Raw genomic sequence first — 22,620 nt, 5'->3', positions numbered from 1 at the left:
CTACCGAGTTAGGCATTTCGTTCGTGAATTAATCGAAGGCCAATGAGCGTCAAATCTGGCTCATGATGGTCGATTGTTTCTGAAACGCCAATTATTAGTGGGGCCAATCCGCCGGTAGCAATCACAGTTGGCTTTTCAGAATAAGACTCTAGAAGTTCGGCTGTAATTCGATCCACTAAGCCATCAACCTGGCCAGCAAAACCATAGATGGTTCCAGATTGAAGCGCTTCAACAGTGTTTTTACCAATTACATTTTTAGGTTTAATCAGTTCAACTTTACGAAGCTGAGCTGCGCGTGATGCCAGTGCATCTACTGAAATTTCAATTCCGGGTGCAAGCGCCCCACCAAGGAATTCACCCTTTGGTGAAACCACATCAAGGTTAGTTGATGTTCCAAAATCTACAACAATTGCAGGTCCACCAAACAATGTGTGGGCTGCCAACGTGTTCACAATTCGATCAGCACCAATTTCCTTTGGATTGTCAACTAGTAGAGGAACTCCCGTTTTGATCCCAGGTTCAACAATTGTTACGCGAACATCAGAAAAATAATCGGCAATCATTGTCCGCAGCTCGCGCAAAGTTGCTGGGACCGTAGAACAAACAGCTAGTCCGGTTAAGTTGTAGTCATCTACTAAAGCTCGAAACTGCAGCCACAATTCATCGGCGGTACTTCGGGGATCCGTCTTTACACGCCACGATCTAATCATTTCCTTGTCATCAAAGATTCCAAGTACTGTATTTGTGTTTCCGACATCAACAGTTAGTAACATCGTTATCTCCCCACCATTGGCATATTGTCTATTAAACGAACTCCTTCAACCCAGCCTGCAATAATCGCTCTGCGGTTTTCGGTGCCGTCATGTGCGATTGAAAAATCCTTCTCATCAATAATCGTTGCGTAATCTTTTTCAAAAGCTGGCTCGGTCATTAAAGTCGAATTAAGCACCTCTTGGGCAATTTCTACAGTTGGAGCAAGCTTTGCGGCAGCCAGTGCACGGTGAATAACCAGCGCTGCAACTCGTCCAGATTCACTTAAACGAACATTGCGCGAAGACAGGGCTAAGCCATCAAATTCACGAACTGTTGGCACGGCCACAATTTCTACCTTGCTCTTCATTGCTTTAATAATTGTTAATTGCTGAAAATCTTTTTCACCAAAAACTGCTTTATCGGGCTTAGCGATTGCAAATAGTCGATCAACAACGGTTACTACGCCATCAAAGTGACCAGGTCGAGAAGCGCCTTCAAATTTATTTCCTAGTTCACCAGAGCTCAAGGTTGTGAAACCTTCTGGGTACAGATCTTCGTATTCGGGAAACCAAACTTCGTTAGCTCCAGCAATTGTTGCGATTTCAATATCTCGTTGCGGAGTTCTTGGATACTTTTCGAGGTCTTCTTTGTTTTCAAACTGCAGTGGATTAACAAAAATACTCACAATCACATCTTTATCCAATGTGCGCGCACGTTTAATCAACGCTTGGTGGCCTTTATGCAAGGCACCCATAGTCGGCACTAATACAGTCATAACAGTTGCTCCAGTCCTTCCAGGTACCGGGCGAGATGTTCCAAAGTTTACCGCTAAGCGGGCAATTGCTCCAAAAGTTCCTTGATTGGCCCATGTGTAAGCAAGATTGCATCAGGCTCAATTTCAAACCAAGGCTCCAAAACAAAGCGGCGTTGGTGCGCACGAGGGTGCGGCAGTTGTAATTCATCTGCTTTGCTCAAAAGTCCGCCATATTGAATCAGGTCTAGGTCTATCGTCCGCGGACCCCAATGCACGATTCGTTCACGACCCAAACTCTTTTCGATTCCGTGGAGCAAGGAAAGTAAATCCATAGCTGGCAAATCACTATCAATTATGCACACTGCGTTTAAGTAATCAGGTTGTTCTGGCCCACCTATTGGCGCGGTTGAAAAGTAAGTAGAAACTTCCTTAACATCAGTTGCTTCGCGCAATAGCGCAATAGCTAAATCTAGATTCTCTTTCGGGTTGCCAATATTGGCACCTAATGCAATTACAGCTTTCATCGACTTCGAGTTACAACCACTGCGATATCTTTTAATTGCGCTGCAACAGGTGCTTGTGGCTTATGAACTGTCACAGTTACCGCCTGCACCTTAAGGTGTTGATTTAGAACTCGCTCTGCAATTCGTCCACCTAGTTTCTCAATCAGATTTACCGGATTGCTAGTAATTTCTTCAACTACTAAATCAGTAATCTCTGCATAGTTGACGGTGTCTTCAATGGCATCTGAATTAGAAGGCAGCGTTAGATCAACACTTAGAGTTAAATCCACGAAAAAATCCTGTCCATCTTTTCTTTCGTGATCAAAGACGCCGTGGTACCCAAAACCATGAATTCCGGTCAAAACAATCTGATCCTTCATGAACTAAGCACCTCCTTATGTGGTTTCACGCTGTGAACTCTAACCGCCCAAACACCAGTTGTGCCAAGGCGTTTAGTAAGTTCGATCGTGGCTGCTTCTCTTTCATCGGGTGAATCCCCGCCTAAAAATCTTTTGCGGGATGCGCCAACAAGGACTGGATAACCCATCGCCACAAAGCGTTCAATTGAATCAATAATCGCCCAGTTATGTTCGGCATCTTTTGCAAAACCTATACCTGGGTCAATGATCAAATTATCTTTATCAATTCCTGCATCTAATGCGGCTTCGATGCGCTCATTTAGCTCAGCGATCACATCATTGACTACATCAGTGTAAATAGCCTTGGAATTCATATCTTTTGACTGCCCACGCCAATGCATAGCAATGTAAGGAACCTGTAACCGTGCCGCAGTTTGTAACATCTGCGAATCGGCTAATCCCCCACTGACATCATTGATTATCGATGCACCGGCATTAACTGCAGCCTCAGCTGTGCTTGCTCGCATTGTGTCAATACTTATTGTGACGCCATGTTTAGCTAATTCAGCAATTACTGGAATTGTTCTTTTCAATTCCTCTTCTTCGCTTACTCGTTCAGCACCTGGTCGAGTTGATTCGCCACCTATGTCAATGATGTCGACGCCTTCTGCGATCATTTCTAAGCCACGTTCAACCGCGGTATCAAATTCATTATGTCTTCCACCGTCGGCAAATGAATCTGGCGTTACATTCAAAATGCCCATCACTAACATGTGATTAGCTCTTAGTGATTAGGGAAATTGCTTCTGCTCGTGTAGCAGGATTTGTTAGGGCTCCACGAACTGCAGATGTAGTTGTGCGCGCATGTGATTTCTTGACCCCACGCATCGACATACACAAGTGTTCACAATCAATAATTACAATTACTCCAAGTGGATCAAGAATATTGACCATAGCATCTGCAATTTGAGTTGTTAAACGTTCCTGCACCTGTGGACGCTTTGCATACAAATCAACCAAACGCGCTAGCTTTGATAATCCGGTGATCTTTCCACGAGGAATGTAGCCAATATGTGCAACACCATGGAAAGGCGTTAAGTGGTGTTCGCAATGTGAAAATACTTCAATGTCACGAACAATCACTAGTTCTTCATGTCCGATGTCAAAAGTTGTCGTTAAAACATCTTCGGGTGATTGCCACAGACCTTCAAAGTTTTCCTTCATTGCGCGAGCAACTCGTGCAGGAGTTTCCTTTAAGCCTTCGCGATCTGGATCTTCTCCAAGTGCAAAAAGCAGTTCACGGACCGCCTTTTCCGCGCGTTCCTGGTCATAAGGACCAGAAGCGCGGCCATCGGTTACGGTGACTTTATTTACCGTCACTTGCGGCCTTCTTGCGTCGGGTCGGCTTCTTCTTTTCCTCTACCGGCGGCTCTACAACTAGGCGTTCAGGAATATCAACCGGTGGTTGTTCTGAAGGAATGCGATTTGCTGAACCTGTCCAAGCTGGACGCTTCGTAACTAACTTTACCTTCTTAAATATCTGAGCAATCTCTTCTTTATTGAGAGTTTCTTTTTCAAGAAGTTGAATAACCATTTCATCGAGAATCTTGCGATTGGCAACCAAAATATCAAAAGCTTCTTGGTGTGCGTTTTCGATCAAGGTGCGAATCTCACGATCTACCACTGCTGCAATGTTTTCACTGTAATCGCGTTGATGACCATAATCTCGGCCTAAGAATGGTTCAGTAGAACCACCCCCAAGTTTGATAGCGCCAATTGATTCTGTCATTCCATATTGGGTAACCATTGCACGAGCAAGCGCAGTTGCTTTTTCAATATCATTTGATGCACCCGTTGATGGGTCATGGAAAATTAACTCTTCAGCCGCGCGACCACCAAGCGAATACGCCAATTGATCAAGCAATTGATTGCGAGTGGTTGAATACTTATCTTCATCAGGTAGAACCATTGTGTAACCAAGTGCGCGTCCACGAGGCATGATCGTTACTTTGTGAACTGGATCAGTGTGTGGCAAAGCATGTGCAACTAGTGCATGACCAGCTTCGTGGTAAGCGGTAACGCGACGTTCATCATCATTCATCAAGCGAGATTTACGTTGTGGTCCAGCCATCACGCGATCGATTGCTTCATCTAATTCGATATTTCCAATTGTTGCCTTGTCAGTTCTGGCCGAAAGAAGTGCAGCCTCGTTGAGAACATTTGCCAGGTCTGCGCCCGTAAAACCAGGGGTACGACGTGCGTAATCAACTAGCTTTACTTCATCACTTAGTGGTTTGCCCTTTGCGTGGACTTGCAAGATAGCTTCGCGTCCCTTTAGGTCTGGACGATCAACTGCAATCTGACGATCAAAACGACCTGGTCGTAGCAATGCAGGATCCAAAACATCCGGACGATTTGTAGCAGCAATCAAAATAACCTTTGAATTCTCTTCAAAGCCATCCATCTCAACAAGAAGTTGGTTAAGGGTTTGCTCGCGCTCATCGTGACCGCCACCCATACCGGCACCACGTTGGCGACCAACAGCATCAATTTCGTCGATGAAAACAATTGCAGGAGCATTCTCTTTAGCTTGATTGAAAAGATCGCGCACGCGTGCTGCACCAACACCAACAAACATTTCCACGAAATCAGATCCAGAAATTGAATAGAAAGGAACTCCGGCTTCGCCAGCTACCGCACGAGCAAGCAGAGTTTTTCCGGTTCCCGGAGGGCCAAACAACAAAACTCCCTTAGGAATCTTTGCGCCAAGCGGTGCGTACTTTTCTGGCTTAGCTAAGAAATCTTTAATTTCATCCAGCTCTGCAAGAGCTTCATCTGCGCCTGCTACATCTTTGAAAGTTGTCTTAGGTACGTCAGGATCTTGAAGTTTGGCACGTGACTTTCCAAATTGGAAAACTTTATTGCCACCTTGTGCTTGGCTCATGAACCAGAAGAACAAGAGGCCAATTAATAGGAATGGAACTATGGAAAATAGGAAAGAAACAAGAATTGATTGAGAAGGAACCTTTACATTCCAACCCTTTGGAGGCGGATTACCAGTTAAAGCATCGACAATTGTTGGTTCTTGTCGGGCAACATAAAAAGCTTCAACCTTTGATGAGCCCTTAATTGTTGTGCCAGGGTTGAGTATCAAGCGAATCTTTTGATCTCTATCAACAAGCTCTGCGGATTGAACCTGAGCCTTTGAAATTGCATCCAAAGCTTGTGAAGTTTCAATCTTTGTGTAGCTATTGCCCGCAGAAGATATCTGCCCAAAAACAGTCACAGCAAAGATTGCGGCAACAATCCAGAAAAGTGGCCCTCGGAAAAGTTTTTGACTTTTTGTTGGCGCCTTTTTTGCAGGTTGCTTACCTGAAAAACTCTTCTTAACTTGCTTCTTCGGCTTTTGAACTTGTGACATCTATGGGGACTCCAGAAACTATTCGTACATGTGCTTAGCAAGCACAGCGATAAAGGGAAGGTTGCGATACTTTTCATCAAAATCAAGTCCGTAACCAATTACAAAATCCTTTGGAATATCAAAGCCAACATATTTCACATCAACTTCAACCTTTGCAGCTTCTGGCTTTCGTAGAATTGAAAGAATCTCCACTGATCCAACTCCGCGGGATTCCAGGTTCGCCTTAAGCCAGGAAAGAGTTAAACCTGAATCAACGATGTCTTCGATAATCAAAACATTTCGCCCAGTGATATCGCGATCAAGATCTTTCAGGATTCGAACAACTCCGCTGGACTTTGTTCCGGACCCGTATGAAGAAACCGCCATCCAATCCATATCGATATGGCGTTGTAATGCGCGTGAAAAATCCGCAACCGCCATTACTGCGCCCTTAAGAACTCCGACAAGAAGCAAATCTTTGCCCTCGTAATCTTTTTCGACCTGAGCTGCAAGCTCTTTTAGTCGTGCTTGCAACTGTGCTTCGGTTACGACTACGCGTTCAATATCGCCCTTGACTGCTTCTAAGTCCACGGTTCTCCCTAAGGTCGGTGCTGTAAGAGCGAAAGTCTGCCCGAAATCCGCTCAACCTTCACACCGCCCGGCAAATTGAGCGCACCTTGGCCGCTCCAGGCAGAAATTAGGGCCTCTACCGCGCTCACATGCTCCAAAGTGACCATGCCGGCAGGGGCACCGGAGGCATAGATCGCCGCTCGAATAATTCGGGTCCGGATGGCGCGAGGTAATGCTTCCAAATGGGAGCAATCCAAATCCGCCAGATCTAAATGAATCTCTTCGCGCTTAGCCCAATGATCTAGCGCATCAGCATCATCACGTAAAAGATGTGCGCTGCGCGCTAATGCTTCTGCAATTCCCGGACCAATACTTTTTTCCAGAGCTGGCAACGCATCGTTTCGAACTCGAACTCTTGAGAATTCTGGATTCTGATTGTGTGGGTCATTCCAGTACTGCAACTTTAACTCTTCGCAATACAGTTCATTCTGAATTCGGGTAATTTCAAGTAGCGGTCGAACATAGAGACCGTTGTGATGTGCCATTCCGGAAAGTGAACGTGTTCCGGATCCACGAGCTAACCCAAGTAAAACAGTTTCCGCTTGATCATCTCGTGTATGTCCTAGAAATACCGCAACCGCATTTTTTTCCTTAGCAACCTCTTGTAACGCTTCATATCGAGCTGTACGAGCAGACGCTTCCAGGCCATCTTTAATATCAACTGTAACTTTCTTAATGATGCAGTCCAGGCCAAATTCCTTTAATTGCAACTTTACTTTTTCAGCTTGAGCACCAGATTGTTCTTGTAGTTGATGATCAATCGTCACCCCAATAACGGAAATTACATACTCTTTTGATTCAATTGATAAAGCATGGGCTAGTGCTAAAGAATCTGCACCGCCAGAAACTGCAACAAGAATGGTGTCGCCGGCTTCGTAATTTTCAAGCCAGGTGCGCACAGCATTTCGAACTGCTGGGACCGCTGTAGTCATAGCCTAAGCGTAGTGCTGATTTAGACGCGGCCACCAAATGGCATCAAGCCCTTGATGCTGTACATATTTGAATACAGCAATCCCTTACCCTTTGAATTAGCCTCCCACATCATTCCGTTTCCGGCGTAAATCGTGATGTGGTGAATGGTTGAAATATCTCCCTTGTACGAGTAGAAAAGTAAGTCCCCTGGGACTAGTTCCTTAAGCGAAACATGCATTGTGTAGCCTGAATAAAGCGCTGAATTGAGTCGATCCCAGTTAGGCCAACCTAAGCCAGCTGCACGATATGCAGCATAAACAAGTCCAGAACAGTCAAATGAATTAGGTCCCTCTGAACCCCAGATGTACGGCTTACGTGCAAGAACCTGAGTCTTAGCAAATGCAACCGCCTTGTCTCGCTGTGCTTGGGTAGTTCTAATTGTAGATCTACCTTTAAATCCGCGATCTGGCCACACACTTTTTTGCCCCGGTGTCTGCGTTGCAGTGCTTGCTTGGCTTTCTTCAAGTAAGGCGAGCTGTCTTTGTTGTTCGAGCGTTGTTCTTACTTTACGTGCACTCATTAATTGGCGCATTAATTCATCTTGAACTTTTTGCAGCTTTGCTACTTCTTTTGCTTGCTCTGCTTTTGCATCATCAGCAACTTCTTTCGCTGATGCAACTTTTTCAGTTGCAACTTGCTGCACAGCCTTTGCATCATCGGCAATCTTCTTAGCCTTGCGCGCTTCTTCTTCTGCGACCTTGAATCGATCAAGTGCTACAGAATTTTGCGAACCGAGTGTTCCAAGGGTTGAAAGTTGATCAATTAAATCCTGTGGACCATTTGCACTTAATAGTGATTGAACGTCCGTAAGGCTGCCACCCATTATGTAAGCGTTAGCTGCAAGTTTTCCAATTGTTTTATGTGCTTCGGAAACTGCTGCCGCGGTTTCGGCTGCATGTTTTGCCGCAATGTTTGCTGCAGTAGTCGCAACCGCTAACTCCGCTTGCGCTTTTCGATACAACGCAGTCGCTGCATTTGCCTTCGCGGTTAGTGTTCTTAAACTTTGGTTGGCGGCTGCTAATTTCTTTGCCTGTGCATCTGCAGCTTTTTTCCTTGCTGCTTCAACTTTCTTTGCAGCTTCAATTTCAGCCACGGTTGGTTTAGGGGCTGCAAATGCCGGTACTGACGAAATCGCCAGCCCCAGAATTACAGCAAGGGAAATCGCCCTAAAGCTCTTTTTCACAATTACCTTTCGGAAGGGAAGGGTTCAAGAATAAATGCCCAACCTTGGAAAACCGTGTTTTTAAGTGTGAGTGTCCTTAATTAGCTACATCACGACGGACAAAGAGTATTGAGGCGATGATCGCTCCTACCCCCACATAAAGCCCACCAACAGTAAGTGCATGTGTATAGGTGACATCAGCACTTCCACCTGAAGCGATCGTGCTTAATTGATAACCAGGCATCCAAGATTGCAGAGAATTCTTCACCGCTATCAGCAAGGTCTCAACAATTAATAACCAAAGAACTCCGAATGAAATGGCACTAATGGGAGAGCGCAGAAGCAGCCCTAGAACCATCCCAATGATTCCGTAGCCAACCACCGAGATAACTACATTTACAAAAGTTGTGTAAATGAACTCAATACCCGCACTTGAAAACCACATTTCCGTTGACACATCAATGGTCGGTGCCAAAATCGTCGAAATTCCAATACTGACAATTGCAGATATGGTGATCATCGCTAACGCAAAGATAACCATTGATATCAACTTACCGGCCAAAATTTTCATTCGGCTTGGTTGACGTACCAACAAATTGCGAAGTGTTCCATATGTGTATTCCTGGGCAGTCTGAGCGGCGAAAACGCACAAGGCAATAATTCCTAAGAAGCCACCGACATTTGCAAAACCTTGAACTCCGCCGCTTGCTAAAGCTAATACTTCACGACTGATGACCCGTCCACGGTCAGCATTTCCTTGTGGTGAATCAATCAATAGATATAGCAAAGCGGAAAAAAGTCCACTAAAAAATACGACCGCACCCATGGTGCCCAGAAACAATGTGGGACGGCGAAGCTTGCGCAGTTCAGCTCTGACTACATTAAGCATTACTTGTCCCCCGTCATTTCAAAAAATGTTTCTTCAAGATTTGGCAGTTGTGGTGCAAGTTGGGCCAAAACTATTCCTGCATCAAATGCTGCTTCATTTAGCACTGGGGCCCACTTCATATCGGCTAACACATGCACTGAATCATCCCGAATTACGGCATGATGCCCTGCATCCTTTGCGATTTTAACAATGCGCGCTAGGTCAGATTTCTTGAGTGATCTTGCGATGATTGTTGGTTGCTGCTGAGCCATTAATTCACCAATTGGACCGGCAAACACAACTTCGCCCTTGCGAAGCATCACAATGTAATCGCTAATAATTTCAAGTTCGGAAAGCAAGTGTGAAGAAACAAACACCGTGGTTCCATCGTTTGCCAGATCACGTAGCAAAGCACGAACTTCTTGAATACCTTCGGGGTCTAAACCATTTGTAGGTTCATCCAGCATAAGTAACTTAGGTTCAGGCAATAGAGCCGCAGCAATACCCAGACGTTGCTTCATACCTAATGAATAAGTTTTGTACTTTGATTTTCCGCGTTCCCCAAGTCCAACTTTTTCTAAAAGAGTTTGAACTCGTTCGACAGGGAATCCACCAAGACGTGCCAGCACCATTAAATTTTCGTGACCTGATAGAGCTGGATAAAAAGCGGGTCCTTCAATCATCGCGCCAACTCGGCTTAAGTACTTTTCGGGATGTTCTATTGGTTCGCCAAGGATGTGTCCTTGCCCCGTTGTTGGGGTAATCAAGCCAAGAAGCATGCGCATTGTGGTTGTTTTGCCAGAACCATTGGGTCCAACAAAGCCACATACGGTGCCGAGCGGTACTTCGAAGTTGATATGAGAGACGGCTAAGCGATCTTCATACTTTTTCGAAAGATCTGAGACTGAAATAGCAGTATTAGTCATGGTCTTACTCTGCCACAATTAAGCCATGAGTAAACGACCTTGGGGTTATCAGCCTCGCCCAGAAACTCTGGGACCCGACTGGGAATTACATCCGCAAACACATTCAGTCCGTGCTGGTCTTGCTCGTACAGGTTTTGGTGAGACATCTGAGGCTTTATTTCTAAATAGTGGCTTTACTTACACATCGGCCGAAGAGGCTTTTGATTCTTTTGCTGAAGAGACTGATCACTATCTATATAGCCGTTTCCATAACCCAACGATTGCGATGTTTGAAAAACGTTTAGCCGCAATTGAAGGTGCTGAAATGTGCGTAGCAACTGGTTCTGGAATGTCGGCGATGTTTGCATCTCTTGCATGCCTAGTAGAACAAGGCGACCACATCGTTGCATCAGCTGCAATGTTTTCTTCTTGCCATGTTGTTATTACCGAATTCTTGCCTAAGTGGGGCGTGACCTTTGAATTAGTAAAGGGGAATGATCCGGCTGTGTGGGCAAAAGCTTTAAGCAAAACCACCAAGGCTGTGTTTATCGAAACGCCAAGTAACCCTTTGTTAGAGATTGTTGACATCAAAATGGTGAGCGATCTTGCACACAAGGTTGGTGCGACAGTAATTGTTGACAACGTAATGGCATCACCGGTTTTGCAGAAGCCTTTAGCACTTGGCGCAGATGTGGTTATGTATTCAGCAACAAAGCACATCGATGGACAAGGCCGAGTGCTTGCCGGTGCCTTGTTAGGTTCGGCTTCATATATTCAAGAAAAACTCTTACCTTTCGTGCGTCATACAGGTCCTGCACTAAGCCCATTTAATGCTTGGGTATTGGTTAAGTCTCTTGAGACTATGCATATGCGCGTTGAAAGTATGGTTTCAAATGCACAAGCAGTTGCGGAATTCTTGGAAAAGCAACCTGCAATCAAATCTGTACGTTACCCAGGATTGAAGTCTCACCCAGGTCATGAATTAGCCATGAAGCAAATGAGTAATGGCGGCGGATCAACGATTGGTATTGAATTCAAGGCTTCTCAAGAAGAAGTTTTTGCCTTCATGAATAAGCTGTGCGTCATTGATATTTCCAACAATTTAGGCGACAGCAAATCACTAATCACTCATCCATCTTCGACAACACATCGTCGTTTAGCGCCCGAAGTTCAAGCTGAAATGGGCATTACCCCATCGGTATTGCGTTTATCGGTTGGCTTAGAACATTCCAGCGACTTGATTAAGGATTTGCAGCAAGCTTTAGCTAAGTAGCTGAGCAACAACCAGCAAAACAGATAGCAAGCTTAAATAAGTAATTGACCATTGGAAAATCTTGCCAGCTACTTTTGTGTATTCTGGTGAACCCTCTTTGAGTGCAATTAGTTGACGCGCAAATACAAGGCCAAGTGCAACAGTTACTGTAAGTGACCACATTGGTAATTCAGCGGCAAGAATCAACCACACCGATGATGCAATCATCAATGTTGTGTGGAACCACATTTCCTTCAGAACTCGACCCTTTGTTGCAACAACAGGAAGCATCGGTGTTCCAGCGGCCGCGTAATCATCTTTGTACTTAATTGCTAGTGCCCAGAAATGCGGTGGAGTCCAAAAGAAAATGACAAAGAAGAAAGCCCAAGCTGTGACTGATAATGAATTAGTAACCGCTGCCCAACCAATAAGTACTGGCATACAGCCTGCGGCTCCACCCCAAACAATATTTTGCGCTGTTCGTTGCTTCAGAGACATTGTGTATACAACGACATAAAAAACAATTGCGATTAAGGCTAAAAGAGTTGCTAGTGGTGTTGTGAAAATCCAGAAGAGGGCAAGTGAAAGAACTCCAATAAGTGTTGCAAAAACAGTTGCGTTCTTTTTTGAAATCTGCCCAGTAACAACCGGTCGCTTTGAAGTTCGTGCCATCAACTTATCAAGATCACTTTCAATAACCATATTGAAAGCATTGGCACTTCCAGCGGCAAGAGTTCCTGCAAAAATTGTTGCCAGAGCTAATCCAAAACTCGGTAAACCTTTGGCAGCTAAAACCATCGCCGGTAAAGTTGAAACGAGTAAGAGTTCTACCACTCTTAACTTCATTAGATCCAGGTATCCCCGCATAGCGCTGCTCACGCGCCAAGATTACTCAGCCTTTGGAAGTACGCCTCCCAGACCTCTCACAGGGGAAATAGTTACCTTGCTCTCAACGAAGGTCGCAGACGAAGAAGAAAAGGTAGAACTATGACTCAGAACAACAAGCCCGAATGGTTTGAGATTACTGATGCAGATGAGAAGCCAGAGCTTCGCAAAGTATCAAAGTCACTACCAGTAAGCGCTGTGATGGTTGCTGCGCTGATTCTTGGAGCTGGCGTAGTGGTCGCCCAAACCCAGAGTGAGACGCCTACCTCTGCTGTTGTAGCTTCTTCAGCTCTGTCCTCTTCAGTTGAAAGTAATCCAACTACACAAACAGTTTCTGCAGTTAAGTCAGTGGTCGCAGATCCAACTACTACAGCTGTAGTGGTTGTCGCAGGCGTCGCAGCCACGAACAAGTTGGCAAATCCATCGATTGCACAGTTGCCAACTGGTGGCGGAGATGACGATGATGACGACGAGGACGATGAGGACGATGACGATGACGATGAGGACGATGACCACTAACTAGTACAGTTAGGTAATGCGCTCAAGATTTGTTCTCTTAACCTCAATCTTTTTACTCTGTGCTTTTGTAGTACCGGCGCAGAGTGAAGTCGTAACTCCATCCATGAAGTTGATCCACACTATCAACGGGTCAATTGCTCCTAAATCAGTTCGTTCTTCGGGCGATGAAGTGGTGAGCGCGCACAACATGATGTACCGACATTCAGTTACGGTTTATGACGCTAAATCCTTTGAATTACTGCACACAGTTTCTGATTCGGTTTCCCTAAAAGATTTTGGTTTTTCAAAAACAGTTGGCAATTACAAAGGCTCACCTGTTGAAGGAACTTTTTCGCCCGATGGCAAGTATCTGTATGTGAGCAATTACGCCATGTATGGAAAAGGGTTCAACAAAGAAGGAACTGACACTTGCTCACCAGCAGATGGATATGACAAGAGTTTTGTCTACAGAATTAATCGAAGTAACTACCAAATTGATTCGGTGTACCCAGTTGGATCCGTACCAAAGGTAGTTGAGGTTACTCCGGACAATCAATATGTCTTAGTCGCCAATTGGTGCTCATACACAGTTTCTGTTATTTCAGTAGAGAAAAACAAGATCGTAAAGACCATCAAAATTGGACGATACCCACGCGGAATAGCGGTTAACAACGATTCAACAAAAGCATATGTAGCTGAAATGGGTGGAAATCGAATTCATGTGATTAATCTTGAAGATTTCTCAACTTCCTTCATACCTATTGGTAGTAATCCGCGCGCAATAGTGCTGTCCCCCGATAACTCCACCATGTACGTGACCATGAATTTGTCAGGTCGAGTTGCTTCTTGGAATCTTGTTACCAACATCCTTGGTAAATCTGTAAAGACCGGAAATGCTGCTCGCAGTCTTGCAATTTCAAAAGATGGTTCAGCTTTATACGTTGTTAATTACAAGAGTGACACAATGTCCAGAGTGCGGACAAGTGACATGAAAGTAACTCAAAACATTAAAGTTTGTAACGAGCCAATTGGAATTACTTACGATGTTGAAACATCAAACACATGGGTCGCTTGCTATAAAGGTCAGATAAAAATATATTCTAATAATTAAGGCGCAGGAGAAATTTCAGCTGGAATATTTGGAGCAGCAATTCGCCCAAGTACCCGATCTATCGCTGCTCGAGCTTTATCCAGTGCAGTATTTCCACCGGGAATCTCATCAGCCAAAGTTACAAAGACATATTCGCGATCAGTAGATTGCACATATCCAGCAAGAGTTGCAGTTCCGTTAAGTGTTCCAGTTTTAGCTTTAACTAAACCGACTGCAGTTGGTGCAGTAGTTAGGAAACGTGTTTCAAGTGTTCCAGAAACTCCTCCCACCGGTAAGCCTGAATAAATCAAGGCATACTTTTCATCTTTTCGAAGTTTGTAGAGTAATTCGCCCATTAGTTTTGCAGTGATCTTGTTCTTTCTAGACAACCCACTGGCATCAGCAACAACCAACTGCGTGTCATCTACTTCAAGCTTGAACAAAATATCTCTAAAAACTGCTTCCACACCTTTTGCATCCTTCGTGAATCCAGCTGCTTTGGCTGACAATCGCGCTAATCGCTCAGACATTTGGTTATCACTCCAAAGCATGATCCATTCCAACATAGCAGCCACAGTTGGCGAATTCTCTGCAACTATCTGCTGCCCAAAAGACAATAGTGCTTCATCACCACTGACTGCTTTCATCACCGGTTTGAAATTACGCTGAGCCCAGAATGCTTTCAGGTTTGTAACATCATCTGAGTGAAGTCCGGTATAGATAACTTTGTAATTCTGAAGTGATCCGCCATTGAATTCCTTTACAGAATTCATTGTTCGAGTTCCGATGTGAGGAAGAGATGCTCGATTCATCTTTCGTGCAATGGTGTGATTTGGACTCATCCAGGGATCATAAGAACCTTTTATAACCACAGTGCCTAACTCGGGATTGATGCCTACCGTAGTGCTAAATGTTGCCAATGGATCAAGGTGCTCAAGCATCACTGCACCAGTCAAAATCTTCATGACCGATGCAGGTTTGCGCTGCTGGTAAGCATTCTTTTTGTACACAATCGCACCGGTACTACCATCAATCACAATCATGGCTGGGTTAGAAAGATTCTTGTTCTTTAGGAGTTGATCAAAGACTGCTGGAATCGAATCTGGTCCTAGCACTGCCTGCGCTGGAAGTACCGAAAATATTGTTGCAAGCACAATTGCAAAAAAGCGGTACAGGAAAGTCATAGTTACTTTCTAGCGCCAGGAGGCGATAATAATGTTGGCGACTGTTAACCCGAGCATCGTTAACCAAACATTCTTTGGAAGTTCCGGCTTCTTAACATTTGTGTAGCCCAAAACCAGAATGATAAGAAGGAAAATAAACTTAATTCCGACTTTTATGTGATTCAGTTCTTCATCTGGCTTTACATTGTTGTGCAGACCAACCAGCACTATTCCGGCAACTAGCGCAGTTAGCCCAGCATGAAGTACCCCTGGATTTAACTTACGTGGAGACTTGTTCCATTGAAGAAAAAGCAGAACTAATATCCCGATTACAGAGAGTAGGTGGATTACATACGCGACTGTGTTGATAGCTGACATGCATTCAGTTTAGAGTGCCTACATGTCTTCTCCAACAACCCCCGCCAGTATTGGCCCAGGTGAATTTTTCCCTGTTGTCGGCGTTGGTCCCCATGAGAAGCCTTGGCCTGAAGGGGATCAATACGACCCTGAATTATTACTGAATGGTGATCGCAGGAATGTCCTAGATCACTATCGATATTGGACTGTAGAAGCAATTGTTGCGGATTTAAACACTAAGCGACATAAATTGCAGATTGCAATTGAAAATTGGCAACACGATCTAAATATTGGATCAATCGTAAGAACTGCAAATGCATTTAATGTTTCAGCAGTACATATCGTCGGAAAACGCGATTGGAACAAGCGCGGAGCAATGGTGACTGATCGATACTTGACTGTTCTGCATCACCCAACAATTGAAGATTTCGCAAAATACTGCAAAGAACAAGGTTTACCAATTATTGGTATTGATAACGTCCCGGGTTCTAAGCAATTAGAACCTGCAGATTTGCCCGAAAGCTGTGTTCTTTTATTTGGTCAAGAGGGCGCTGGAATGTCTGATGAAGGAATTGCCGTGTGCGAAGTTTTGTATGAAATTAATCAATATGGTTCAACTAGATCTATGAACGCATCTGCTGCCGGTGCAATTGCAATGTATCACTGGGCCTTGCAGCATTTACCTCGTTAAGCTTTTAATTCGGCAAGCAATCCATCTACTGCACGTTCAACCATAGCTAACGTAGCTTCGTACGCTTCATCACTTTGATTATATGGATCTGGAACTTCTAGTTTGAAATAGTCTGCAGAAGTTGGATCAATTCCCTTAAGCGCTGGATCAAAACTTCTTAAGTAGAAGACTTTTGAGCGATGTTCTTCACTTTCGGCCAAAGAAACAACGTTGTGATAATTACTAGAATCCATCACAAGGATTAAGTCATGGACATAAAAATCATTAACTGTGAACTGCTTCGCTGTGTGCTCATGCTTATAGCCAGCTTTTTCCCAGATCTTCTTTGATGACGGATGTGGGCCTTGCCCAATGTGCCAAGGGCCAGTGCCTGCACTATCAACAGTGATAACTGGCGATTGAATTGCCTTCATTTTATTAGCCAATACCGCTGCTGCCATGGGTGAGCGACAAATATTGCCCAAACAGACCATGGTGATACTGATTTGGTCCCGAGATTTAATTGAGGAGATCACGCTCGGGTTCATCTTCTAACGCTTCTTGAACAGATTTCAAGCGGCGTTCAATTTCATCAGCCTCTTCTACCCGACCTTGCATGCGCAAGATCTTGGCGATTCTTGATTCAATATCAACAATGAATTCGAAATCCTTAGGCTCATCTTCACTAACAATCGCCAAAACATTTTCTAAAGTTGCCAATCCTTCATCATATTTTTCAAGCAAGATTTGAGCTTTGCCGAATTCAAAGGAAGCAAAAGTTTCACGGCGGTGATCATGACCGGTTTCAAATACATCAACTGCTTTGCGCGCAGTTTCTAGCGCAAGTTCACCTTCACCTAATTCGATAAGACACGATGCCATTTTCTGATCGCATCTGGCTACATGAATTACTTCTTTGTTGCGCTTGAACAAAGATCGAGCTTCTTTAAAAGCCTCGATTGCTTTCTCGTAATTCTTTAACTCGCGCTCTGCGCAGCCAATCAAATGCAAATCATTTGCTGCGCCAATTTCGTTTCCATCGACTAGGTGCTCTTGTGCGCATTCGTTCATCGTTTCTACTACTTTGTCGTAGTTCTTTGATGAATACCACCATTCACCAAGCGTGCAAGCAAGCTCTAAAGCAATTGGAGATTTGTTTTCGCGCAAAATCTCAACAGCTTTGCTCATTGCATTAGCTGCCTCATCCATGCGCTTAAGCTGGTTTAAGTTATAACCGATCGCCGAATATGCTTGTGCTAATCCCTCTGAAGAAACTGTTTCGCCAAGTTGTGAATAGATATCTCGAGCAGTTTCTGCAAGTGCGAGCGCTTCGTCATATTGACCACGAGCATAAATTCGTGCACTTAATTCGTAGTAAGTACTGGCACGTTCTTCACCTTCAACTTCGGGGATTCGATCCCACAACATTTCCTCGGTGACGAGCTCTTCCATGCCTTCGTCTTCACTCATGTGCGTGACCTTATCTTTACTAGGTGAGCCAGGGCTCAGGATTAGGCTCCAGAGACATGAATTCTCAGCCTTCTGCCTATAAGTGGCAGATGCAAATGGTTTGCATTAACCTTTTCCCATGCATATTCCTGATGGTTTCATTGATATTCCAACCTCAGCCGCATTTGCTGGCTTAGCTGCGGCAGGCATCGCGGTCTCGCTCAAGGGTGCGCGCGCGCAACTCGATGAAAAAAGCGCTCCGCTGGCCGGACTAACTGCAGTCTTTATCTTCGCAGTTCAAATGCTCAACTTCCCTGTTGTTGCAGGAACAAGTGGTCACTTAATTGGTGCCGCACTCGCCGCAGTTCTTGTTGGCCCCTGGGCTGCAACTCTTGCACTAACTGTGGTGCTCATTATGCAAGCATTTCTTTTTGCCGACGGTGGGCTTACAGCACTGGGTCTAAGTACATTCAATATGAGCATAATCTCGGTTTGGGTTGGTTACGGCGTATTCCTGCTTGTTAAAAAGATTCTTCCAAAAACCAAATCTTCGATTGTTGTTGCATCCGGAATTGGAGCACTTGTTTCAGTTCCTGCAGCTGCACTTGGTTTCACGCTTCAATACGCAATCGGTGCGACAGGAACGTTTTCTGTAACAACAGTACTGGGAGCAATGGTTGGTACACATGTGTTGATTGGAATCGGAGAAGCGCTCATTACTGGTCTGACGGTGAGCGCCGTTATTGCAAGCCGTAGTGATCTTGTCTATGGCTGGAAAGGTAACAAAACACAATTGGAGATTCGCCATGGATAAGAATAAAAAGTTTTTAGCTGCTGGATTTCTAGTTTCAATCTTCTTAGCTGGCGTCGTTTCCTTCTACGCATCATCTGATCCAGATGGATTAGAAAAAGTGGCAGGGGACATCGGGTTTATTGAAACTGCAAAAGATCACACATATGCCGATGGTGCATTAGCTGATTACGGTGTCAAAGGAATTGAGAATGAGCGCGCATCTGTTGGTGTAGCAGGTGTTATTGGTGTTATTGGTACCGCTGTCGTTGCTGGTGCAATGTTTACATTCATCGCGCGTAAGCCAAAAAAGGTAAACAAATAGAGCTTAAATCCCATAAACATGGTCACCATCACGGCCATGATGTGGGTGAACGCCTTTACCTTCACCGTCACTCTGTAATCCATTCACTGCCTTCGCATGCAAAAATCGTTGCGGCGTTGCTGTTTATTTTGGTTGGTGTTTTAACCCCTATTCATCGCTGGCAAGCCTTTGTGGGCTACTTCGTAGCTCTTTTCATTACTGTGGCTGCGGCAAAAATTCCTTTCACGCTGATGTTCAAGCGTGCATTAATTGAAATTCCCTTCATCTTCTTTGCCCTACTTATGCCATTTTTTGGAACTGGCGAGAGATTCGAAGTTGGTCCACTTAATCTCTATCGAGAAGGTTTGCTTGCTGGTGCCGGTATTTTTATCAAGGGTACTTTGGGTGTAATCACCGCAATCATTCTTTCTACAAGCACTACCGCTCGTGAAATTCTACGAGGTCTAGAACGTCTAAAGCTTCCAACATTGATGGTCCAGATCGCTTCCTTTATGTTGCGATATGTAAATGTTGTTAATGATGAAATGGAGCGCATGAAGATTGCCCGTGAATCACGAGGCTTTGAAGCAACCGGAATCCAGCACTGGAAAGTTGTTGCAACTGCAGCGGGTGCTTTGTTTATTCGATCATACGAACGTGGCGAACGAGTTCATCTCGCAATGCTTTCTCGCGGTTACGAAGGTGTTTTGCCCCATGATGAACCACCACGCATTCCGCTTTCTTTGTGGTTGCGCTCTCTGACTCTTCCAATCACCGCTTTAATAATTTTCACTACTACTTTGGCGTTAGGATTCTGAATATGAGTACACCAAGCCTTGAAATCAAAGAGCTCGCCTTCGCATATCCCGATGGCAATCAAGCTCTATTTGGTGTAAATCTGTCAGTGCAAAAGGGCGAGCGCGTTGCACTGCTTGGTCCAAATGGTGCCGGTAAGACAACTCTTGTCATGCACATGAATGGAATCCACCCAACATCGCATGGTTCGGTGCATGTAGCGGGCCAACTTGTAGATGCAAAAGATAAGACATCTCTAAAAGAGATTCGCTCAAAGGTCGGAATTGTTTTTCAAGATCCTGATGATCAGCTATTTATGCCAACAGTTGGTGAAGATATTGCCTTTGGCCCATACAACATGGGTAAAAGAGGCGCTGAACTTGATGCGATAGTTGATGAAGCGCTACAACTTGTTGGAATGAGCGAATTTAAAGATCGCCCGCCGCATCACCTTTCATTTGGCCAACGCCGACGTGTAGCTGTTGCAACCGTGCTAGCCATGAAGCCTGAAATTCTTGTGCTTGATGAGCCATCTTCAAACCTAGATCCTGCAAGCCGTCGTGAGTTAGCCGATATTTTGCGATCGCTGGACATCACAATGGTGATGGTGACGCATGATCTTCCATATGCATATGAACTATGTCCTCGCTCTGTAATCCTTAAGGGCGGCATCATCGTTGCCGATGGTTCTACGCATGAAATCCTTACAAATTCGGCGTTATTAGCAGCTAATCGACTTGAATTACCTGTTGGTTTTTCCATTCAATAATCCACGGTAGAATTAACCCGTTGGTGCGACCGCACCAAAGCACTTCCCCCAAGTGCTGCAAATGCAGCACTACATGCGAGTCTTATTTTCGCCCTAGCCGCCAAAAGTGCGAGCTATACCCGAGACGCGCTTGTCGTCTCGATTGGTATGCATTTCTATGTCTCTACAGCCACGTACTAGCGCGCCCGGAAAAGCTCGTCGCGCAGCATCAGCAGGAAAGCCTAAGCGCGCAAAGAAGGCTGTCGCTTTTAAAGAAGCAGCACCTAAGGCACGTCACACGACTGCACAAAAAGCAGCTCGCAAAGGCGCATCAGCGAAGCCGGCTTCAACTCGTCGCTATTCAGATGCTGATCCAACGGCAACATCAAAGAAGGAAGTTCGTTTAGTCGAACGTTCAAAGTTGCGCGCAAAGCGTTACCAAGAGCAAACGGCATCAAAGCCACGTCCGACTGAAGCACCTGAAGAACGCAAGGCACGTATTGAGCGTTCACAGCGTCCAGATTCTCGTGCAAAGAAGTTTGTTAAAGAACGCGAAGTTCGTGAATCTGCACCACGTGCAGAGCGCACTGAACGATCAGAGCGTCCAACAACTCGTCCAGAATTTAAGAAGACATACAAGAAAGCAGAACGACCAGAGCGTCCAGCTTTCAAGCGTGAAGATTCACGTCCAGGATTTAAGAAGGATTCAGATACTCGTCCGACAAACCGTCGCGATGCAGTGAAAGCAAAGATTGCACGCACCGATGATGGTCGCCCAAACTTTGAGCCACGTAAGCGTGAAAAGTTTGATCCAACACGTCCAAAGAAGAGCAGTGTTGCACCTGATACTCGCGCAGCTAACTTCCGTGCAGAACGTCCAGTTCGCGATCGCCGCAATGATTCACCAGCTTATGCTCGTGATGATTTCAAGAAGCACGCTAAATCTCATTCAAATGCCGCTGTAGATTTCGGTGCAGATGACAATTACATTTCAGCAAATCTTGCAGATGCAAACCTTGTTGATGCAACTCCCCTAACTGAAATCACAACAACTTTTGCTGATCTTGGAATTGCAGCGCCGCTTGTAAACGCGCTAAGCAAGCAAGGAATCATGCATCCGTTCCCAATTCAGATCGCAACTCTTCCAGATGCGCTTGCAGGTCATGACATCTTGGGTCGCGGACAAACTGGTTCTGGAAAGACTCTTGCATTTGGTTTAGCACTTCTTAACAATCTCAATGGCAAGGTTGCCAAGCCACATAAGCCATTGGCGCTTGTTTTGACTCCAACGCGTGAACTTGCGCAGCAGATTGATGAAGTTTTGATGCCACTTGCACGATCAATTGGTCACGAATCAGTTGTAGTTGCTGGTGGAATGTCTTATTCGAAGCAGATCACGGCGATGCGTCGCGGAACTGCAATCTTGGTTGCTACACCTGGTCGTTTGATCGATCTACTTAACAAGGGTGAAGTTCAACTCGATCAATTACAAATTACAGTTCTTGATGAAGCAGATCAGATGGCGGACATGGGCTTCTTGCCGGTTGTTAAGGAAATTCTAGATCAGGCAAAGCTAGATGGTCAGCGTTTACTTTTCTCTGCAACTCTTGATCGTGGTGTTGATTCCTTGGTTCGTCAGTACTTGAAGAATCCAAAGACTCACTCATTACAAAATGACCGTGCATCTGTTTCAACTATGGAGCACTACGTATTAGTAATGAATCCAACCGATAAAGATGACATTACAAACCAGGTTGCAGCTCGTAACGGTAAGACGATCTTGTTCGTAAAGACTCAGCGCGGTGCAGATCGTTTGGCTGACAAGCTTGCTCATGCTGGAGTTCCAGTAGGTGCATTGCACGGTGGAAAGTCACAAGCTGTACGTACGCGTACTTTGGCACTTTTCAAGGAAACTGCAAATGCTGCACTAGTTGCAACAGATGTTGCAGCTCGCGGTATTCACGTTGATGGAATTTCACTTGTTGTGCATGTTGATGCACCAACAGATCACAAGGATTACCTACACCGTGCGGGTCGTACTGCACGTGCGGGTGAGGCCGGAACTGTTGTAACTCTTGCGACTACACGTCAGCAAAAGTCGATCGGTGGACTTACACAGCGCGCGGGTGTCACCCCTAAGTTCGTTGGAGTTACACCACTTAGCACTGAGCTAATGAAGATTACGGGAGCACAGGAGCCATCAGGTATTCCTTACATCGTTCCGATCGTTGAAAAGTCAGTACGTAGCGGCGGAAAGCGTCCACGTCCTAACTCAAGCCAACGTCGCCGTCGCCCTCGTTAAAGCAACCTTTA

Annotated in this window: 26 protein-coding genes; 9 read left to right on the top strand and 17 right to left on the bottom strand. The window is 45.1% G+C overall.

Annotated elements, in window-relative coordinates; all coding sequences use genetic code 11:
* Positions 1–8 precede the first annotated feature (8 nt).
* From AC9UC2_RS01685 to AC9UC2_RS01630, 12 genes are all read right to left on the bottom strand, one after another.
* On the bottom strand, positions 9–773 hold the full coding sequence (locus AC9UC2_RS01685; RefSeq protein WP_509524523.1) for a type III pantothenate kinase: 765 nt from the start codon (positions 771–773) through the stop codon (positions 9–11).
* 2 nt (positions 774–775) lie between these two features.
* Positions 776–1,528: a pantoate--beta-alanine ligase gene (gene panC / locus AC9UC2_RS01680; protein ID WP_509524520.1), complete on the bottom strand. Its 753-nt coding sequence runs from the start codon at positions 1,526–1,528 to the stop codon at positions 776–778.
* 53 nt (positions 1,529–1,581) lie between these two features.
* On the bottom strand, positions 1,582–2,031 hold the full coding sequence (folK, locus tag AC9UC2_RS01675; protein ID WP_509524518.1) for a 2-amino-4-hydroxy-6-hydroxymethyldihydropteridine diphosphokinase: 450 nt from the start codon (positions 2,029–2,031) through the stop codon (positions 1,582–1,584).
* Complete coding sequence (folB, locus tag AC9UC2_RS01670; protein WP_509524515.1) at positions 2,028–2,390, bottom strand: dihydroneopterin aldolase; 363 nt, start codon at positions 2,388–2,390, stop codon at positions 2,028–2,030. Before folB ends, folK begins: the two co-directional genes overlap by 4 nt.
* A complete protein-coding gene (gene folP, locus AC9UC2_RS01665) occupies positions 2,387–3,142 on the bottom strand; it encodes a dihydropteroate synthase (protein WP_509524512.1) in 756 nt (251 codons plus the stop codon). The genes folB and folP overlap by 4 nt, the downstream gene beginning before the upstream one ends.
* 4 nt (positions 3,143–3,146) lie before the next feature.
* Complete coding sequence (folE, locus tag AC9UC2_RS01660) at positions 3,147–3,749, bottom strand: GTP cyclohydrolase I FolE (protein WP_509524509.1); 603 nt, start codon at positions 3,747–3,749, stop codon at positions 3,147–3,149.
* Entirely contained in the window at positions 3,736–5,790 is a 2,055-nt protein-coding gene (gene ftsH / locus AC9UC2_RS01655) for an ATP-dependent zinc metalloprotease FtsH (protein ID WP_509524506.1), read from the bottom strand. The genes folE and ftsH overlap by 14 nt, the downstream gene beginning before the upstream one ends.
* Before the next feature lie 18 nt (positions 5,791–5,808).
* Positions 5,809–6,360, bottom strand: a complete 552-nt coding sequence (hpt, locus tag AC9UC2_RS01650) for a hypoxanthine phosphoribosyltransferase (RefSeq protein WP_509524504.1) — start codon at positions 6,358–6,360, stop codon at positions 5,809–5,811.
* An 8-nt stretch (positions 6,361–6,368) separates the two neighbouring features.
* The gene (gene tilS / locus AC9UC2_RS01645; protein WP_509524501.1) at positions 6,369–7,331 is read right to left on the bottom strand and encodes a tRNA lysidine(34) synthetase TilS; all 963 of its coding nucleotides are present in this window, start codon (positions 7,329–7,331) and stop codon (positions 6,369–6,371) included.
* A gap of 20 nt (positions 7,332–7,351) precedes the next feature.
* The gene (locus AC9UC2_RS01640; protein ID WP_509524497.1) at positions 7,352–8,554 is read right to left on the bottom strand and encodes a C40 family peptidase; all 1,203 of its coding nucleotides are present in this window, start codon (positions 8,552–8,554) and stop codon (positions 7,352–7,354) included.
* Between the two features lie 76 nt (positions 8,555–8,630).
* Complete coding sequence (locus AC9UC2_RS01635; protein ID WP_509524494.1) at positions 8,631–9,422, bottom strand: DUF2705 family protein; 792 nt, start codon at positions 9,420–9,422, stop codon at positions 8,631–8,633.
* Complete coding sequence (locus AC9UC2_RS01630) at positions 9,422–10,327, bottom strand: ABC transporter ATP-binding protein (protein ID WP_509524491.1); 906 nt, start codon at positions 10,325–10,327, stop codon at positions 9,422–9,424. Before AC9UC2_RS01630 ends, AC9UC2_RS01635 begins: the two co-directional genes overlap by 1 nt.
* Positions 10,328–10,352: 25 nt before the next feature.
* On the opposite strand from AC9UC2_RS01630, the gene metZ reads away from it, so the two are divergent.
* A complete protein-coding gene (gene metZ / locus AC9UC2_RS01625) occupies positions 10,353–11,579 on the top strand; it encodes an O-succinylhomoserine sulfhydrylase (RefSeq protein WP_509524488.1) in 1,227 nt (408 codons plus the stop codon).
* On the opposite strand, the gene AC9UC2_RS01620 is transcribed toward metZ, so the two are convergent.
* Positions 11,568–12,404, bottom strand: a complete 837-nt coding sequence (locus AC9UC2_RS01620; RefSeq protein ID WP_509524485.1) for a heme o synthase — start codon at positions 12,402–12,404, stop codon at positions 11,568–11,570. The genes metZ and AC9UC2_RS01620 overlap by 12 nt on opposite strands.
* A gap of 141 nt (positions 12,405–12,545) precedes the next feature.
* On the opposite strand from AC9UC2_RS01620, the gene AC9UC2_RS01615 reads away from it, so the two are divergent.
* Entirely contained in the window at positions 12,546–12,962 is a 417-nt protein-coding gene (locus AC9UC2_RS01615) for a hypothetical protein (protein WP_509524482.1), read from the top strand.
* 16 nt (positions 12,963–12,978) lie between these two features.
* On the top strand, positions 12,979–14,052 hold the full coding sequence (locus AC9UC2_RS01610; RefSeq protein WP_509524479.1) for a YncE family protein: 1,074 nt from the start codon (positions 12,979–12,981) through the stop codon (positions 14,050–14,052).
* Here the strand turns inward: AC9UC2_RS01610 and AC9UC2_RS01605 are convergent.
* Both AC9UC2_RS01605 and AC9UC2_RS01600 read right to left on the bottom strand, forming a co-directional pair.
* A complete protein-coding gene (locus tag AC9UC2_RS01605; protein ID WP_509524476.1) occupies positions 14,049–15,215 on the bottom strand; it encodes a D-alanyl-D-alanine carboxypeptidase in 1,167 nt (388 codons plus the stop codon). The genes AC9UC2_RS01610 and AC9UC2_RS01605 overlap by 4 nt on opposite strands.
* Positions 15,216–15,224: 9 nt before the next feature.
* Positions 15,225–15,572, bottom strand: coding sequence for a hypothetical protein (locus AC9UC2_RS01600; RefSeq protein ID WP_509524473.1), 348 nt, complete (start codon positions 15,570–15,572; stop codon positions 15,225–15,227).
* A gap of 22 nt (positions 15,573–15,594) precedes the next feature.
* Between AC9UC2_RS01600 and AC9UC2_RS01595 the strand changes: the two genes are divergently transcribed.
* On the top strand, positions 15,595–16,242 hold the full coding sequence (locus tag AC9UC2_RS01595; RefSeq protein WP_509524469.1) for a TrmH family RNA methyltransferase: 648 nt from the start codon (positions 15,595–15,597) through the stop codon (positions 16,240–16,242).
* On the opposite strand, the gene AC9UC2_RS01590 is transcribed toward AC9UC2_RS01595, so the two are convergent.
* Positions 16,239–16,769: a low molecular weight protein-tyrosine-phosphatase gene (locus tag AC9UC2_RS01590; RefSeq protein WP_509524467.1), complete on the bottom strand. Its 531-nt coding sequence runs from the start codon at positions 16,767–16,769 to the stop codon at positions 16,239–16,241. The genes AC9UC2_RS01595 and AC9UC2_RS01590 overlap by 4 nt on opposite strands.
* On the bottom strand, positions 16,741–17,691 hold the full coding sequence (locus AC9UC2_RS01585) for a tetratricopeptide repeat protein (protein ID WP_509524464.1): 951 nt from the start codon (positions 17,689–17,691) through the stop codon (positions 16,741–16,743). Before AC9UC2_RS01585 ends, AC9UC2_RS01590 begins: the two co-directional genes overlap by 29 nt.
* A 118-nt stretch (positions 17,692–17,809) precedes the next feature.
* On the opposite strand from AC9UC2_RS01585, the gene AC9UC2_RS01580 reads away from it, so the two are divergent.
* The 5 genes from AC9UC2_RS01580 to AC9UC2_RS01560 all read left to right on the top strand — a co-directional run bounded on the left by AC9UC2_RS01580 (position 17,810) and on the right by AC9UC2_RS01560 (position 22,609).
* Positions 17,810–18,484 carry an energy-coupling factor ABC transporter permease gene (locus AC9UC2_RS01580; protein WP_509524462.1) on the top strand — a complete coding sequence of 225 codons (675 nt, stop codon included), beginning with the start codon at positions 17,810–17,812 and terminating at the stop codon, positions 18,482–18,484.
* Positions 18,477–18,785: a PDGLE domain-containing protein gene (locus AC9UC2_RS01575; RefSeq protein ID WP_509524459.1), complete on the top strand. Its 309-nt coding sequence runs from the start codon at positions 18,477–18,479 to the stop codon at positions 18,783–18,785. The genes AC9UC2_RS01580 and AC9UC2_RS01575 overlap by 8 nt, the downstream gene beginning before the upstream one ends.
* A 41-nt stretch (positions 18,786–18,826) precedes the next feature.
* The gene (gene cbiQ, locus AC9UC2_RS01570; RefSeq protein WP_509524457.1) at positions 18,827–19,582 is read left to right on the top strand and encodes a cobalt ECF transporter T component CbiQ; all 756 of its coding nucleotides are present in this window, start codon (positions 18,827–18,829) and stop codon (positions 19,580–19,582) included.
* A 2-nt stretch (positions 19,583–19,584) separates the two neighbouring features.
* Positions 19,585–20,328, top strand: coding sequence for an energy-coupling factor ABC transporter ATP-binding protein (locus AC9UC2_RS01565; protein WP_509524455.1), 744 nt, complete (start codon positions 19,585–19,587; stop codon positions 20,326–20,328).
* Positions 20,329–20,485: 157 nt separating this feature from the next.
* Positions 20,486–22,609, top strand: coding sequence for a DEAD/DEAH box helicase (locus tag AC9UC2_RS01560; RefSeq protein WP_509524453.1), 2,124 nt, complete (start codon positions 20,486–20,488; stop codon positions 22,607–22,609).
* Positions 22,610–22,620: the final 11 nt, after the last annotated feature.

This window comes from Candidatus Planktophila sp. (assembly GCF_036734405.1).
GTDB lineage: Bacteria > Actinomycetota > Actinomycetes > Nanopelagicales > Nanopelagicaceae > Planktophila.
The sequence above is the reverse complement of the archived record's forward strand: the minus strand, read 5'-3'. Positions and strand labels throughout refer to the sequence as shown.

Bases quoted from the DNA above. Each gene is read 5' to 3' on its own strand.
- AC9UC2_RS01635 (WP_509524494.1), bottom strand. From the start codon at position 9,422: ATGCTTAATGTAGTCAGAGCTGAACTGCGCAAGCTTCGCCGTCCCACA.
- folP (WP_509524512.1), bottom strand. From the start codon at position 3,142: ATGTTAGTGATGGGCATTTTGAATGTAACGCCAGATTCATTTGCCGAC.
- AC9UC2_RS01565 (WP_509524455.1), top strand. From the start codon at position 19,585: ATGAGTACACCAAGCCTTGAAATCAAAGAGCTCGCCTTCGCATATCCC.
- folB (WP_509524515.1), bottom strand. From the start codon at position 2,390: ATGAAGGATCAGATTGTTTTGACCGGAATTCATGGTTTTGGGTACCAC.
- AC9UC2_RS01585 (WP_509524464.1), bottom strand. From the start codon at position 17,691: ATGAGTGAAGACGAAGGCATGGAAGAGCTCGTCACCGAGGAAATGTTG.
- folK (WP_509524518.1), bottom strand. From the start codon at position 2,031: ATGAAAGCTGTAATTGCATTAGGTGCCAATATTGGCAACCCGAAAGAG.
- AC9UC2_RS01600 (WP_509524473.1), bottom strand. From the start codon at position 15,572: ATGTCAGCTATCAACACAGTCGCGTATGTAATCCACCTACTCTCTGTA.
- AC9UC2_RS01590 (WP_509524467.1), bottom strand. From the start codon at position 16,769: ATGAACCCGAGCGTGATCTCCTCAATTAAATCTCGGGACCAAATCAGT.
- panC (WP_509524520.1), bottom strand. From the start codon at position 1,528: ATGACTGTATTAGTGCCGACTATGGGTGCCTTGCATAAAGGCCACCAA.
- AC9UC2_RS01620 (WP_509524485.1), bottom strand. From the start codon at position 12,404: ATGAAGTTAAGAGTGGTAGAACTCTTACTCGTTTCAACTTTACCGGCG.
- AC9UC2_RS01610 (WP_509524479.1), top strand. From the start codon at position 12,979: ATGCGCTCAAGATTTGTTCTCTTAACCTCAATCTTTTTACTCTGTGCT.
- AC9UC2_RS01580 (WP_509524462.1), top strand. From the start codon at position 17,810: ATGCATATTCCTGATGGTTTCATTGATATTCCAACCTCAGCCGCATTT.
- metZ (WP_509524488.1), top strand. From the start codon at position 10,353: ATGAGTAAACGACCTTGGGGTTATCAGCCTCGCCCAGAAACTCTGGGA.
- AC9UC2_RS01560 (WP_509524453.1), top strand. From the start codon at position 20,486: ATGTCTCTACAGCCACGTACTAGCGCGCCCGGAAAAGCTCGTCGCGCA.
- AC9UC2_RS01595 (WP_509524469.1), top strand. From the start codon at position 15,595: ATGTCTTCTCCAACAACCCCCGCCAGTATTGGCCCAGGTGAATTTTTC.
- AC9UC2_RS01615 (WP_509524482.1), top strand. From the start codon at position 12,546: ATGACTCAGAACAACAAGCCCGAATGGTTTGAGATTACTGATGCAGAT.
- AC9UC2_RS01685 (WP_509524523.1), bottom strand. From the start codon at position 773: ATGTTACTAACTGTTGATGTCGGAAACACAAATACAGTACTTGGAATC.
- AC9UC2_RS01605 (WP_509524476.1), bottom strand. From the start codon at position 15,215: ATGACTTTCCTGTACCGCTTTTTTGCAATTGTGCTTGCAACAATATTT.
- AC9UC2_RS01575 (WP_509524459.1), top strand. From the start codon at position 18,477: ATGGATAAGAATAAAAAGTTTTTAGCTGCTGGATTTCTAGTTTCAATC.
- tilS (WP_509524501.1), bottom strand. From the start codon at position 7,331: ATGACTACAGCGGTCCCAGCAGTTCGAAATGCTGTGCGCACCTGGCTT.
- ftsH (WP_509524506.1), bottom strand. From the start codon at position 5,790: ATGTCACAAGTTCAAAAGCCGAAGAAGCAAGTTAAGAAGAGTTTTTCA.
- AC9UC2_RS01630 (WP_509524491.1), bottom strand. From the start codon at position 10,327: ATGACTAATACTGCTATTTCAGTCTCAGATCTTTCGAAAAAGTATGAA.